This is a genomic window from Haloferax sp. DFSO60 (assembly GCF_046557615.1).
Taxonomy (GTDB): Archaea; Halobacteriota; Halobacteria; order Halobacteriales; family Haloferacaceae; genus Haloferax.
Genome location: NZ_JBKIII010000002.1, coordinates 103,561 through 116,651 on the forward strand (window position 1 = coordinate 103,561; position 13,091 = coordinate 116,651).

The window sequence follows — 13,091 nt, forward strand, 5'->3', positions numbered from 1 at the left end:
TCCTCCACGTAGGTCATGTGTGACGTTCACTAACGGGCACGACAAATTTGGCGAGCAGTTAGACGAGCGTGCGCTCTGTGAGGCGCTCGTCGTCTTCGGTGGCACCGACGCCGAACGACGAATCGTCGCTCGACAAGCCCGTGACTTAGCTGATTCTGGGCAGGCGATGCGTGACCGGGGCACACCGCTCACCGTCGAGGAAATCGTGAACAACCTCGAAGATGCTCCTCGCGGAACGCCCGCGACACGGTGGAACTGGTGGCTCGGCGCGCTCGAAGTCGCCTACGGTGGCTATCACGACTTCCGCGTCAGACGGTTCCCGAAAGCGTAAATCTGAATCGACAGGGCCACAAACCCTAATTCCTGCATTATTCGCCGTTTGAGGGCTGTTACGACACTAATAACGACTGTCTGTTCCGGCTGAGTAAAACCAAAGCAGATTACACACTTGTTTTAGAATGATACGAGTAACGCGTACGAACAAACCTCCTAGTGATGCTTACTCTACTATGACAGACCGATACGATGTGATTATTGCTGGTGCGGGCCCCGCGGGTGGACAAGCGGCGCGAGACCTCGCTGCACGTGGCTACGAGGTGTGTGTCCTCGAAACCGAAACCCGAGAAGAGTTCCCTTCGCGGAGTAACAAATCGACGGCCGGAACGTTCCCCTCGACGATGGCCTCGTTCAACATCCCCGACGAGGTCGTGATGAACTTCACCGACGACGTGGTACTCGAATCGCCGAACCACCACTTCCGACGCCACCAACCCGGTGCCGTCCTCGAATTCGCAGACTTCAAGAACTGGCTCGTGGACGAGTCCGAAGCCGACGGCGCAGAGTACCGATTCGACGCACGCGTCTCCAAGCCCATCATGGAGGGTGGCGACATCGTCGGCGTCCAGTACAACGGCGACGAGAAAGTCTACGGCGACATCGTCATCGACGCCACCGGTCCGAGCGCCCCACTCGCCAAGAAACTGGACGTTTGTAACCTCGAACGCGAGCGCCAGGCCATCGGCATCGAGTTCGAATTCGAAGGGATGGATTTGGCCCCTGACGGATACGCCGACCTGACGGACGCGATGATGCTTCGACTCGACCACAACCTCGCACCCGGCGGCTACTCGTGGATTTTCCACACGGGCGAGGACACCGCGAAAGTCGGCGTCTGCTACATCCAGAATCAGGGCCACCGCGACAACGCCCAAACCGGGTTCACCATCGACGACTACCTCCAGTACTGGGTCGATACCGACCCCCGATTCGAAAACGCCGAACGCATTGCAGGCAAACAGCACCGTGGGTCTGCCCACATCCAACTCCCCGACCGCATGAGTACGGACAATTTCATGGCGATTGGCGATACGGTCCCGACCGTGGACCCGTTGTGGGGTGAGGGTATCGACAAATGTATGCGCTCGGGTCGGGTTGCCGCCGCGACCGCCGACCGCGTGCTCACCCACAGCGAGCGCGACACCTCTGCGTCACAACTCGCTATCTACGACCAACTCTGGCACGAACGCGTCGCGCCCAAGGTCAAAAAGCGTCTGTTCATGACCGAGATGCTCTACCGCACCTCCAACGAGCGGTACGATTCGCTCATCTCCGACCTCCACAACTACTCCGAAGACCAACTCGAAGCCGCGAACCAGGGTTCACCGCTCGGCATGCTTCGACTTCTGAAGTTCCAAGACCTCTCGGTTCTCGCCGCGACGGCGAAAGACTGGTTCAGCAACTAACCGCGTTCCGTCTCACTCGCGTTCGTCGAGCAGTTTCAACACATCCGCCAGCGCCGCGTTCGCGGCCGCGACGTGGTCGTCGGCCTCGGCGTCTTCGGTCGATTCGACGTTCGAGAGGAGGTGTTCGACGTGGCCGAGTCGCGTCCGGAGAACGTCATCGGTGGGAGTCGCTCCGAGTGCGAGGTCACCGGCGACGGCTTCTGCTTCGCCGAGCCATCGACTCACATCTTCTCTAACGGGCCGGGTTGCCGTCGCCGCGAGGTGGTCGTGGAGCGTGACCAACAGGCGCTCCACGTCGTCGTCGCTCATACCCATTCAATGACCGAGTTCGTGAAAAACACCGCCACCAGCGACGACCGACGGACAAAAGCCCACTCGGTCGCAAAGCCCCGCCAATGCAACTTCAATTCCTCGGCGGGGCCGGGGAAGTCGGCCGGAGCGCGATTCTCGTCAACGAGTCGTTGCTTCTCGACTACGGCATGCTGACGGGCAATCCTCCACAGTTCCCCGTCGGGTCGGTCTCCCCCGAGGCCGTCGTCGTCTCTCACGGCCACCTCGACCACGTCGGGACGGTCCCCTCGCTTCTCTCCGGCGACCACTGGCCGGAGATTCACTGGACGCCCCCAACGTACGAACTCGCCCTCACGCTCGCGCGCGACACGCTCAAACTCCACGGCGGCACCTACGACTGCCCCTTCACCGAGACGCACATCCGCCGAATGACCCAGCAGTCCGCACCCCACGACTACGGTGAGACGTTCGAAGCGGCGGGCCACGAGGTCACCTTCTACAACGCTGGCCACATTCCCGGCAGTGCCCACGTCCTCATCGACGACGGCGAGACGCGCTTGCTCTACACTGCTGACTTCCACACCGACGACCAGCGACTCGTCTCGGGAACCACCGACCGCCCCGAAGCGGACGTGGTCATCTGCGAGTCCACGTATTCGGACGTCGAACACGACGACCGAGCAAGTGTGGAAAAACAGTTCGTCGAATCGGTGCGGACGACGCTCTGGGAGGGCGGCACTGTCGTCGTTCCGGCCTTCGCCATCGGTCGCACACAGGAGTTGCTGATGGTACTCGATGCCCACGATATCGACTGCTACGTCGATGGCATGGGAACGCACGTGCTTCGGATGCTCAGAAATCACCCCGAGTACGTCCGCGACCCGGACGCGCTGAAACGCGCCAAATCGAACGCTCGAATCGTCTCGGGCAAGGATGGTCAGCGGCGTCGAATCGCCCGGCAGAATACGGTTATCGTCACCACGAGTGGGATGCTCTCGGGCGGCCCAGCGATGACGTACATCCCCGAGATTCGACAGGACCCGACGAACAAAATCTGTCTCACCGGATATCAAGTTGAAGGCACACCCGGCCGCGAACTGGTCGAACGTGGGCGATGCGAACTCAACGGTGGCGTCGTTCCTGTCGCCGCCCGCGCGGAGATGTACGATTTCTCGGCCCACGCCGACAGACACGGCCTCCTCGACTTCCTCACCGACTACCGCGATTCGAGGCTCTTTATTAACCACGGCGACCGCTGTGCGGCCTTCGCTGAAGAACTGCGAGCGGATGGCTACGATGCGACTGCACCCGATGTGGGCGAAGTCGTCGAGGTCTGATTACTCGTCTTCGAGACGGGCACGTCGCCGGTCGAACTCGTCGTCGTCGATGTCGCCGCGGGCGTATGCTCGGCGAAGTTCATCGAGCGCGTCGTCTGCGTCGTCGTTTCCGCGGACCGCTCGAACGACGAGAAGTCCGCCTCCGACGATGACGGTGAGGACGAGCAGTTGACCGAGGATACCCATTCCCCACATCCACCACGGGATTGCGGTTCCTGTTCCGCCGTGCATCCACGTATCGTGCATCCACGCGCCACCCCATCCCATCGGGCCGCCGCCAAACATGCCCATCATCCCGAAGAGTGCCGGAAGGACGAACAGCGCGGCAAGTGCGAGGAGAACGATACCGACGAGTCGATTTGTGTTTTGCTGTGTCGTCGTCATGCGTATACTCCCGAACCGGCGGACTGCCGGTTCGTACGTTGAAATACGCACTCTCACTTTACCCAAATTGTGGTTTAGAAAAGACGAATTATTTCGCCGTGGAGTTTCGAATCGAAAGCAGAGGTGTCGATTTCGACAGTCTATGGTGGTCGTTTCCATCGCTGAGTGAGAGATGAAGTGACTGGTCGTACACACTCCGTTTCTCTATCTCCAATTATCAGCGAACTTTTCTTTAAGCTCTCCCCATCGGCGTTCTCACGCTTAATTATCTGATATGATATTCAAAGACAAACTGTTATGCGGTTGTTTCGCGTGGGACTATCTATTCTGAATCGCTCACTCTCAGCGACCGCCGGACAGACGCAGGGCACTGCTGCTACTCGCGTCGAATCTCGACCCGAGTGTCCGCTCTCTAGTGGCGACTCTCACACCCCTCCAGTTCCACTGCAACCCTCTCGAACACATACATCTCAGATGATTGTCTTGTCCGATTCATATTTCACCGTCTACCCGCATCACACGATATGAGTGGGAGATTGAATATCGTCGTTGCTGACACGGTGACCACGGTACGTGACCAGCTCGCAATCTCCCTTCCCGATGCCATCGGTAGTTCGGGCCTCGACGTTCACGTTTCGACCGCTGGCGACGTCGAATCGGTGTGGGAGCATCTCGAAACTTCGCGCGTCGATTGTACGGTCGTTTCCACACGCATGGTCGACGAGTCGGGCGAGCGACTCGTCTCGACGCTCCGAACCGAAGGCGTTCCCGTCGTCTCGTTCATGCGGACGGACCCGTCTCCCGACGAAATCGAACACCTCGGAGAAGTCATCTACGACGCCGCCCGCAACACCGTCGGGTCGGTCGATTACCGAATGCTGTTCGACGCTGTCGATGTTGGCCTGGCGGTCCGCGACTACGAGACGCTATCGCTCATCGACGTCAACGAAAGATACGTCGAACTTCTCGGTGTCGACGAGGAAACGCTCTGTTCGAGATTTGAAACAACCCCTCGCGCGGCTCCTGACGTTCCGGAGATTTCATCGGCGTCGATTCGACGCATGGTCGGCGTGGAGGGTTCGGACAAACACGAGTTCACGTGTTCATACGAACGACCGGACGGCGAAGTGCGATGGTTTCACGTGAGTCTGACCGCCACGACGATTTCGGGAGAGAAACGACTTATCTCGACAGTCGAAGACGCAACCGACGAACACGCTCGAAAGCGTGACCTCGAACGAAACCGCGAACTGCTCGAACGGACCCAATGCATCTCGAAAGTCGGCGGCTGGGCATTCGACCTCGAAACGGAGACGCTCGAATGGACCAAGCAGACAAAACGTATCCACGAGGTTCCGTTGGACTACGAACCGACGACGGACGACGTACTCGAGTTCTACGCCCCCGAAGACCGCGAGACAATCCATGCTCTCGTCGAGCGGTGCCAAAACGAAGGTGTCCTGTGGGAAGAAGAATTTCTCATTACGACCGCGACCGGGTCCGAACGCTGGGTTCGAGCCTGTGGTGAACCGGTCATAACCGGCGGCGAAATCGTTGCACTCCGCGGAACTATCCAAGACATCACCGCCCGACGAAGCCGTGAAAAGGAGTTGCAGCAGGCAAACGAAGAACTCGAAGCACTCAACCGAATCATCCGCCACGACATTCGAAACGATATGGCAGTCATCGTTGGGTGGGCCGAGTACCTCGAAGATCACGTAGACGAAGATGGCCGTTCGGTCCTCGCTCGAATTCTCTCGACAGGTCGCCACACCATCGAAATCACGCAAGTCGCTCGCGACCTTATCGAAACGATGAGTGGCGGTGTCACTGAGACTCACCCCGTCTCACTCCAAGAGACGCTCGATAGAGAACTCACAGTCCGAAGGGAAGCGTTCCCGACCGCAGAATTTCGGGTAGACGGTGACGTTCCAGACGTGATGGTACGAGCAAATCCGCTTCTCACCTCGGTGTTTGGCAATCTGTTCAACAACGCCGTTCAGCACACCAAGTCTGACCCTGTCGTCACTGTCTCAGCAACGCTCGACAATCACGTCGTTCGGGTTTCCGTGGCAGACAACGGTCCGGGAATCCCCAACCGCAGAAAAGACGTCGTCTTCGGGAAGGGTGAACACGGACTGAACAGTACTGGAACTGGTCTCGGACTCTATCTCGTCAATATGCTCGTCGAATCGTTCGGCGGCGATATCCACATCGAAGACAACGACCCGACTGGAACCGTCGTCGTCATCGAACTCCCGCTGGCCTCACCGTAACTCAGATGGTGTCCGTCGGGTCGTGTTTTGCTGCCATCTCCCGTGCAGTCGCCGCGTAGTACTCGCGCGTCTCGGCATCCCGGACTTCTCCCAGTTCGTGGGTCGGCATGTCGATGGCGACGTACGTGTCTCGAATATCTGAGTCAAAACTCGTCAGCGAGCGCTCTTTTCTGAGATAGTACGACCCGTCTGTCGTCGCGTACACGAGGATGATGATGTTCTGTTCGTCGTCAGAGTAGGTTCGCTCGACAAGCCACGTTCTGCGGTTGTCGTCGCTGTCGTCGCTCTTCTCGTCGATACCGACACCTGGTGTCGTTGCTCCGCTCGCCACGTCGTTGACCATAGTTCACGTACGTGTTCACGGACTGAAAATCCATCTCGGCGGGGACTGACTCGGTCCGGTGTTCAGTCGTCGATACCCAGTTCGTCTAACAGCGTTTCGAGCGTGTAACTCTGCAAGGCGCGATGGCTGTCGCGCATCGTCGAGATGACGAACGTCGAGTTGGTGCGTTCGACTTCTGGAATCGCCTCGAAGTTCCCGATGAGTCGTTCGACCTTATCTGAGTCGGCGAGGTGGGCGACGACGATGAAATCTGTCTCGCCCATCGTGAAGTACAGTTGAGTGACGCCTTCGATTTCGAGGAGTTTGTTCCCGACAGACTCGTACGAACCGGAGTAATCGGCGAGAACTTCGATGACGACAGTGACACCCAGTCCGAACGCTTCTAAATCGATATCGTAGAGGTCGTTCTCGATGACGCCGTCGTCTTTCAGGTTGTTGAGTCGATAGTGAATCGTCGAGACAGGAATGTCGGTCTCCTCGTGTAACTTCTCGGGACTCCCGGTTCCGAGGTCCGCGATGGCCTTCAACAGGCGCACGTCACGTTCGTCCATACTCACACTGCGCGCAGGCACGATTGTAAGTTCTTGTGCTGTCGCCCGCGTCTTTTTGAGAATCTCTGTTTCTACTATTCGAGTGAAAGTTCATCAGGATTCGAATCCTAGAACCAAACTAAACGAAAAATACAATCTATAACGTTTCTTTTGTAGAAGGATTTAACCACGTGCATCTACGAGGTTTGAAACAGATTCAACTATGACGCTCACACGTTGGAGAAATATTCCGACGACCGGTCTCATGTTCGTCGCACTCGCGGCGATGTGGGGCACGTCGTTCGTCGCTATCGAAGTCGGCTTGGAGTTCTTCCCCACGCTGACTTACGCGGCACTCCGCTACGAACTCGCAGGTCTCGTGATGCTTGGCTACGCTTTCGTCTCGACCGACCGCTGGTATCCGAAAGACCGGGACGAACTGCTCATGACCGCCATCAGTGCGGTGTTCATCATCGCGGCCTACCACGCACTCCTCTACCTCGGACAGAACTACGTCCCCGGTGCGATTGCCTCTATTATCATCTCTCTCTCACCGATTCTTACTGCCGCCTTTGCAGGAATCGTCCTCTCGAACCGCTCGCTCGGAAAGACTGGTATCGCTGGACTCGTCGCTGGATTCGCTGGCGTCGTCGTCGTCGCCAACCCCGACACCGGGATTTTGGGCTCGTCGCAAGCGATGGGTATCGCGCTCATCTTCCTCGGTGCGGTGTCTTTCGCACTCGGGTCGGTCCTCACTCGCCCGCTCCGAACCGACCTCCCCGTCCAGTCGATTCAGGCGTGGACGATGTTCGGTGGCGGTGTCATCCTCCACGTCGCCGGTCTCGCCCGCGGCGAGTCGATGGCGGCGATTCACTGGACGCCAGAAGGCATCGCGGCGTTCCTCTATCTCACAATCGTCTCCGGGGCCGTGGCCTTCCTCCTCTACTTCGAACTCCTCGACCGTCTCGGGCCGACCGAACTCAACCTCATCGGCTATCTCGAACCCGTCGTCGCGGCACTCATGAGTTGGGTACTGCTCGGTCACCTCGTCAGCCAATCGACGCTCGTTGGCTTCGTCGCTATCTTCGTCGGCTTCGCGCTCATCAAGAAGGACGCCCTGCTCAGTTTCGTCGGCGTGGTTCGTCGGCGAGTCGCGGTCTAAGTGGGATTTTTGCTTCTGGTGAACTCGGTTAGGTTTGACAATTTTTAGAATCGTGCTGAATACAAGGCCCATAGCCAGCATCGTCTGCGTCTAAGACAGATTGTCTGTCAATAGTTATCTAGTATTCAGGCGTACTATACGTATATGAACACCCTCCTAGAGCGCAGTCGAGTCTCGACTAGAACTGCACTGCTTGTGGGCGTGGCCACCGGTCTGGCCGTGGTTGGGGTGTACACTGTTTCCGGCCTACTCATCGCAGACTGGAGTCTATACGAGTTCTTTGCACATCTCTCACCGGGTGTAGTGGGGTACCTCGTTGGCATGGTTGCCCTCGTCACCGCCGTCTTTGGGTTCCCCGTTCTCGCCTACCTTCGATTCGGTCTGACTGCCCCACTCGTGGTTCTCACCCTCGTGCTGCTCCTGTGGCTTACCATCGGCGTCGTGCAGGGGGTACTCTCGCTCCAGACGAGTTTCGGGCTTGCCCTCTACGCAGTGATGTTCTCCCCAATTTACCTGGTACTCTATGGTATCCTCGGCGGAGGTGAGTACCTGCTCCGAACCAAGACTGGTATCCGGTAGCCAAACCACCGAAACGAAACGGTCGATTCCGTGTCGGTTATGCACAACTATCGACGGTCGAGTATCGATGGTCGTTTACTACACACTCTCTATTCAGCACGCTATTCCTGTCGATTAGTGGAATCTTCAACGAAAACAGACGGGGTAAATCTCCCCGTTTGGTTCTGCGTCAGTCCGTCTCCGCGACTCTGGGTGCCGACCACCCGAGAATACGCAATACCGAGACGCGTTGGATGACGACGAACCCGGCGAGGATGATACAGAAGCCAAGGACCGTGGCCATCGAGATTGCCTCACCGAGGAACAACCATCCGGAGATGGTCGCGACGACGGGCATGGCGTAGGCGACGAGGTTACCCTTCACCGGCCCGGCCTCCGCGAGAAGCGAGAAGTACACCGGGTAGGCCGCGGCCGTCGCGGGCATGCCGACGTAGAGAATCGCGGCGACGATAGTCGGCGACCACGCGACCTGCATGGGTGTCTCACCGATACCGAGGCTGACGGCGTGGATGCCGATTCCGGCGACGAGCATCGACCACGCAGTGAGGGGAATCGTCCCCATCGTCGCGTTGACGCGCTTGAGGAGGACCGACCCGAACGCCACGGAGATGGCCGCGCCGACGACGAACAACTGTCCGACACTGCCGCCGCCGAGGACGTTCTCGGGGCCGACGATGACGATGACGCCGACGAGTCCGAGGAGAATCCCGGCGGCATCGACAGCAGAGATGCGCTCGTCGTTGAGGAGCAAGACGGCGAAGACGGGAGAGGCGATGGGAAGGATACTGTACATCACAGCCGCCGCGCCAGAGGTGGCGCTCTGCTGGCCGAGAAATAGCAAGATGTTGTTCGCACCGAGGACGAACGCACCGCTGATGAGAACTCCAAGGACGTCACCGCGAGTCTGTGGACGCCAGTAGCCACCGCGGGCGGCGACGAGCGTCAGCAAGACGACGGCGGCGACATCGACGCGGAATGCTGCAAAGAGGACTGGCGGGACGGCACCGATTGCAGCTTTGATGCCGACGAAAGAGGTGCCGAAGAGAATCGCGGCGGCGACGAAGAGGACGAGGCTCCGGTGGCGACTCACGCCACCACCCCCCGTGCTGTAACCGGCGTTCGATTCGCCGGTTTAGCACGGGAGGTGGAGAGAGGTCTGCGTGCAGTGCGACAACGAAGATAGAGCCTCAACTGTTGCACAGGTACGATTCTCTCACGGGTCACCATATGTTTAGCGATTCTTTCAATGGGTGTACGAAACACTAGCACAGATGGGAATTAGTTTACTATCCAGTCTCAAACTGCGTTATTAATTAACACGGGTGTTAGTGGTTCTCACCCCTAGAGATGGATGGAATGAAGGTCAAATGAGTGAGGAAACGTAGAGAGTGCAGAGCGAAAGACGACGAAACGAAGGGAGAGGTGGAGTGAAAAGAGGGATCGTAGTCAGTCGCCTTGGGCGTCTTCGACGCGGGCCGCGTGTTTTTCGAGGTCGGCGGCGAGTGTGCGTGCTTCGGCAGCGGAGAGCGTTAAGCGGTCAGCGTGTGGTGGGAGCGTGTCGAGTTCGGAGCCGTCGAGTTCGAGTTCGAGTGTCACCGCATCCGGATTCTTGCGCGGCGACGTGACGTTACAGACGGCGTACGCCGATTCCTCGAAGTCTTGGCCCTGTGCGCTCCCATCGAGGAGGTCCAACGTCGTGTAGGCGTTGACCCTGAGGATGCGGTCCATCAGTCGTCGCTGGTGATGGGCGTCCCGTCGCCGCGGGTCGGGGCCGGACTCGAATCGAGACTGTCGTCTTCGGCGTACGGGTACCACGTGCGTTTCGTGTTGTGCATCATCGGGTCTTCGTAGCTGGTCTCTTCGGGTTCGACGAGTTCGGCCAACTCGTCTTCGTCGTGCCGGGCCACGAAGTCACGGAACGTCTCGGCGTCCTCGCGCGCGTCGTCGAAGTTGGCGAGGAGGTTCTTGATGGCTCCGGGTACTTCGTCCACAGGAACGCGTTGGGTAACCCAACGGGCGAACTGTGGCGTCTCGCCGAGGCCGCCGCCGAGACCGATGTCGAGTGCTTCGACCGGTTCGCCGTTCTTGCGCGTCTTCATGCCGCGGAGGCTCACGTCGGCAATCTGGGGTTGCGCACAGGAGGCCGTACATCCCGAGAGGTGGATGTGGAACTCCTCGACGCCGGACGGAAGCTCGACGTTCTCTTTCAGCCAGCGGGCGAAGCGCACCTGTCGGTTCTTCGTCTCTACGATAGAGAGCGAACAGAACTCGGTACCCGTACAGGCGACAGAGCCACGCATGAACGGCGATGGCTCGGGGGAGTAGTGTTCCAAGAGGTCTTCGCTGAGGAATTCATCTAGCTCGTCGTCTGGGATATCGGGAATGATGACGTTCTGGCGCTGCGTGAGTCGTGCGGCTCCAGAGCCGTACTCTTCGGCGAGGTCGGCGAGTTCGATAACTTCGTCCGCGCCCATCCGACCGACGAGGACGTTGAGGCCGACGAAGTTCGACCCGTCTTTCTGTTTGTGAATTCCAATGAGGTCGTTTCGTCCCTCACCGCCCGCGTTGTAGGTGTACTGGTCGCGGATGTCGTCGCCTGCAGTTTCGAGTTCGAAGTCCACGTAGTCTTCTTGTAACGTGTTGCGGAGTTTTTCGACACCCCACTCGTCCACGAGGAATTTGATACGGGCGTTGTAACGGTTCTCGCGGTCGCCGTGGTCACGGAAGAGTGCGGAGAGACCGCCAGCGACTGCCGCGGCGTCGTCGGGTGCGACCCACACGTCGATATCGCGGGCGAAGCGTTCCTCGTTGCGGGCGAGGCCGCCGCCGACGCGAACGTTGAAGCCTATTTGCTCTTCACCGTCAATCTCCTTGTACGCGGGTTCGAGCGCGAGGTCGTTGATGTCTCCTTGGCCGGAGCCGTCGGGTGACCCAGCCACCGACACCTTCCACTTACGAGGCAAGTTCGAGTGGTCGTCGTTGCCTTTGAACGTCTCGTTGAGTTCCTGAATCACTGGCCACGCGTCGATGATCTCTTCGGCGTCGTCGCCCGCCATCGGGTTGCCGACGATGTTCCGCCACGAGTCACCACAGGCTTGCTGTGCCGACAGGCCGTTGGATTCGAGTTTTTCGAAGATGTCGGGGATGTCTTCGAGTTTGATCCAGTGGAGTTGGATAGACTGACGAGTCGTGAAGTCGGCGTAGGCGTCACCGAAAATTGGATTCGTACCAGGGCCGGTCGCGTACTCCTTGGCAACCTCGCCGACGACGCGGAGCTGCCCGGGTTCGAGACGGCCGTTTGGCGTCCCGATACGCATCATGAAGTAGGACTCTTGGCCGTTGCGCTGGTGGTACAATCCCCACCATTTGAAGCGCTCGAACCACGCGTCTCGTTCGTCGTCGGGGATGGCGTCCCAACCCTCCTCGGCGAATCGATACAGATGTTCACGGATTTCGTTTCCGTACACCTCTGATTTCCAGCGTTCGACGTCCGTAGGCATTCGTACGAATCTCCACAATCTCCGCACGTAAGGCCCCGAGCGTACCGTCAACCCTTCCCGGTGCTTCGATAAAGCGGAGATTGTTGCCTTCTATTCGTCGCTAGTCACCGTTGCCGGGAGAACGACCTTCTCACGGTCGATATCCACGAATTCGCTCTCGTACATGCGACCGACTGGTACCCATCCGGGTACGCCCGTCTGTCCGCAGGCGATACACTGTCCGTAGACTTTCGCGGAGACTGTCCGCCCGTCAGCACCGACACGAAGGACGTTTTCGACGACGAAATCTGGCATGTCGCACACACAGAACTCCGGCGCGTGAAGCCGCCACAGTTCGCTGACGCTGACTTGACGCGCATCGTTCACCGAGACCCACGCCCCGTCATCGAGAACGCGGAGAGAGACGCTCATACGTGTGTGAAAACGCTCCGAGTACGTAGGTTGGACGGCGACCGCAATCCCCGCGGGGGTGCGCGACAGCCATATTCCCTCTTAGCCCGTTGCAGTCTGTCGATTATTCTGCCTTCCTCCTGTCGAAGATAGCGGCAAGTAGCTCCGACACCCGGGAGTAGAGGTGCAGTTTACAGATGCGGGTTGCTTTATGAACGTCCCCTCTATATGTGGGTGTAATGAGTGACGACCGTTCGGCCACGCGACAACACGTTTCCGCCGATGCAGCTCCTGAACTGTTCCCGCCCGCATCGGAGGACACCGAATGACCAGTAACCCGGAACTCGAACCGGAAGAACTCCGCGAAGAAGAAGAGGCCGAAGTGGAACCGGATGCTGAGAGCATCGAAGACGACCCGGCAGCCCACCTGAAAGACCTCGAAGACGGTGCGGGGTGTACCGAAATCTGGTCGCATCTCTCTGAATCCCGCGACGACTAATCGGATGCGCGTGACAGACACCAGTCGGGGGGACGCTTTTATGCCAGAACGCGTAATT

Annotated in this window: 15 protein-coding genes; 7 read left to right on the forward strand and 8 right to left on the reverse strand. The window is 58.8% G+C overall.

What is annotated here, in order from left to right; genetic code table 11:
• Positions 1 to 19: 19 nt before the first annotated feature.
• Positions 20 to 331, forward strand: a complete 312-nt coding sequence (locus ACK509_RS09845) for a hypothetical protein (protein WP_410766364.1) — start codon at positions 20 to 22, stop codon at positions 329 to 331.
• A gap of 178 nt (positions 332 to 509) precedes the next feature.
• On the forward strand, positions 510 to 1,742 hold the full coding sequence (locus ACK509_RS09850; protein WP_410766365.1) for a digeranylgeranylglycerophospholipid reductase: 1,233 nt from the start codon (positions 510 to 512) through the stop codon (positions 1,740 to 1,742).
• Between the two features lie 12 nt (positions 1,743 to 1,754).
• Here ACK509_RS09850 and ACK509_RS09855 read toward each other — a convergent pair whose 3' ends face one another.
• Entirely contained in the window at positions 1,755 to 2,051 is a 297-nt protein-coding gene (locus ACK509_RS09855; protein ID WP_410766366.1) for a hypothetical protein, read from the reverse strand.
• A gap of 86 nt (positions 2,052 to 2,137) precedes the next feature.
• Between ACK509_RS09855 and ACK509_RS09860 the strand changes: the two genes are divergently transcribed.
• A complete protein-coding gene (locus ACK509_RS09860; protein ID WP_410766367.1) occupies positions 2,138 to 3,370 on the forward strand; it encodes an MBL fold metallo-hydrolase in 1,233 nt (410 codons plus the stop codon).
• Here ACK509_RS09860 and ACK509_RS09865 read toward each other — a convergent pair whose 3' ends face one another.
• Positions 3,371 to 3,754 carry an SHOCT domain-containing protein gene (locus ACK509_RS09865; protein WP_410766368.1) on the reverse strand — a complete coding sequence of 128 codons (384 nt, stop codon included), beginning with the start codon at positions 3,752 to 3,754 and terminating at the stop codon, positions 3,371 to 3,373. It abuts the gene before it with no gap.
• 524 nt (positions 3,755 to 4,278) lie between these two features.
• Between ACK509_RS09865 and ACK509_RS09870 the strand changes: the two genes are divergently transcribed.
• On the forward strand, positions 4,279 to 6,030 hold the full coding sequence (locus ACK509_RS09870) for an ATP-binding protein (RefSeq protein WP_410766369.1): 1,752 nt from the start codon (positions 4,279 to 4,281) through the stop codon (positions 6,028 to 6,030).
• A gap of 1 nt (position 6,031) precedes the next feature.
• Here ACK509_RS09870 and ACK509_RS09875 read toward each other — a convergent pair whose 3' ends face one another.
• Together ACK509_RS09875 and ACK509_RS09880 are read right to left on the reverse strand one after the other, a co-directional pair.
• The gene (locus tag ACK509_RS09875) at positions 6,032 to 6,373 is read right to left on the reverse strand and encodes a hypothetical protein (RefSeq protein ID WP_410766370.1); all 342 of its coding nucleotides are present in this window, start codon (positions 6,371 to 6,373) and stop codon (positions 6,032 to 6,034) included.
• Positions 6,374 to 6,435: 62 nt separating this feature from the next.
• Entirely contained in the window at positions 6,436 to 6,924 is a 489-nt protein-coding gene (locus ACK509_RS09880) for an Lrp/AsnC family transcriptional regulator (protein WP_410766371.1), read from the reverse strand.
• 202 nt (positions 6,925 to 7,126) lie between these two features.
• Between ACK509_RS09880 and ACK509_RS09885 the strand changes: the two genes are divergently transcribed.
• Both ACK509_RS09885 and ACK509_RS09890 read left to right on the forward strand, forming a co-directional pair.
• Positions 7,127 to 8,065, forward strand: a complete 939-nt coding sequence (locus tag ACK509_RS09885) for a DMT family transporter (RefSeq protein WP_410766372.1) — start codon at positions 7,127 to 7,129, stop codon at positions 8,063 to 8,065.
• 144 nt (positions 8,066 to 8,209) lie between these two features.
• Positions 8,210 to 8,644: a hypothetical protein gene (locus ACK509_RS09890; protein ID WP_410766373.1), complete on the forward strand. Its 435-nt coding sequence runs from the start codon at positions 8,210 to 8,212 to the stop codon at positions 8,642 to 8,644.
• A 169-nt stretch (positions 8,645 to 8,813) separates the two neighbouring features.
• Here the strand turns inward: ACK509_RS09890 and ACK509_RS09895 are convergent, their stop codons facing one another.
• The 4 genes from ACK509_RS09895 to ACK509_RS09910 all read right to left on the reverse strand — a co-directional run bounded on the left by ACK509_RS09895 (position 8,814) and on the right by ACK509_RS09910 (position 12,555).
• Entirely contained in the window at positions 8,814 to 9,734 is a 921-nt protein-coding gene (locus ACK509_RS09895) for a DMT family transporter (protein ID WP_410766374.1), read from the reverse strand.
• Between the two features lie 356 nt (positions 9,735 to 10,090).
• The gene (locus ACK509_RS09900; RefSeq protein WP_410767248.1) at positions 10,091 to 10,375 is read right to left on the reverse strand and encodes a DUF6360 family protein; all 285 of its coding nucleotides are present in this window, start codon (positions 10,373 to 10,375) and stop codon (positions 10,091 to 10,093) included.
• Positions 10,372 to 12,144, reverse strand: a complete 1,773-nt coding sequence (locus tag ACK509_RS09905) for a nitrite/sulfite reductase (protein ID WP_410766375.1) — start codon at positions 12,142 to 12,144, stop codon at positions 10,372 to 10,374. The genes ACK509_RS09900 and ACK509_RS09905 overlap by 4 nt, the downstream gene beginning before the upstream one ends.
• A 90-nt stretch (positions 12,145 to 12,234) precedes the next feature.
• On the reverse strand, positions 12,235 to 12,555 hold the full coding sequence (locus tag ACK509_RS09910; RefSeq protein WP_410766376.1) for a hypothetical protein: 321 nt from the start codon (positions 12,553 to 12,555) through the stop codon (positions 12,235 to 12,237).
• Between the two features lie 304 nt (positions 12,556 to 12,859).
• Here ACK509_RS09910 and ACK509_RS09915 point away from each other — a divergent pair, with 304 nt between their 5' ends.
• Positions 12,860 to 13,033, forward strand: coding sequence for a hypothetical protein (locus tag ACK509_RS09915; RefSeq protein ID WP_410766377.1), 174 nt, complete (start codon positions 12,860 to 12,862; stop codon positions 13,031 to 13,033).
• The last annotated feature ends 58 nt before the right edge of the window (positions 13,034 to 13,091 follow it).

Bases quoted from the DNA above. Each gene is read 5' to 3' on its own strand.
- ACK509_RS09910 (WP_410766376.1), bottom strand. From the start codon at position 12,555: ATGAGCGTCTCTCTCCGCGTTCTCGATGACGGGGCGTGGGTCTCGGTG.
- ACK509_RS09885 (WP_410766372.1), top strand. From the start codon at position 7,127: ATGACGCTCACACGTTGGAGAAATATTCCGACGACCGGTCTCATGTTC.
- ACK509_RS09860 (WP_410766367.1), top strand. From the start codon at position 2,138: ATGCAACTTCAATTCCTCGGCGGGGCCGGGGAAGTCGGCCGGAGCGCG.
- ACK509_RS09880 (WP_410766371.1), bottom strand. From the start codon at position 6,924: ATGGACGAACGTGACGTGCGCCTGTTGAAGGCCATCGCGGACCTCGGA.
- ACK509_RS09905 (WP_410766375.1), bottom strand. From the start codon at position 12,144: ATGCCTACGGACGTCGAACGCTGGAAATCAGAGGTGTACGGAAACGAA.
- ACK509_RS09915 (WP_410766377.1), top strand. From the start codon at position 12,860: ATGACCAGTAACCCGGAACTCGAACCGGAAGAACTCCGCGAAGAAGAA.
- ACK509_RS09850 (WP_410766365.1), top strand. From the start codon at position 510: ATGACAGACCGATACGATGTGATTATTGCTGGTGCGGGCCCCGCGGGT.
- ACK509_RS09855 (WP_410766366.1), bottom strand. From the start codon at position 2,051: ATGAGCGACGACGACGTGGAGCGCCTGTTGGTCACGCTCCACGACCAC.
- ACK509_RS09890 (WP_410766373.1), top strand. From the start codon at position 8,210: ATGAACACCCTCCTAGAGCGCAGTCGAGTCTCGACTAGAACTGCACTG.
- ACK509_RS09875 (WP_410766370.1), bottom strand. From the start codon at position 6,373: ATGGTCAACGACGTGGCGAGCGGAGCAACGACACCAGGTGTCGGTATC.
- ACK509_RS09870 (WP_410766369.1), top strand. From the start codon at position 4,279: ATGAGTGGGAGATTGAATATCGTCGTTGCTGACACGGTGACCACGGTA.
- ACK509_RS09865 (WP_410766368.1), bottom strand. From the start codon at position 3,754: ATGACGACGACACAGCAAAACACAAATCGACTCGTCGGTATCGTTCTC.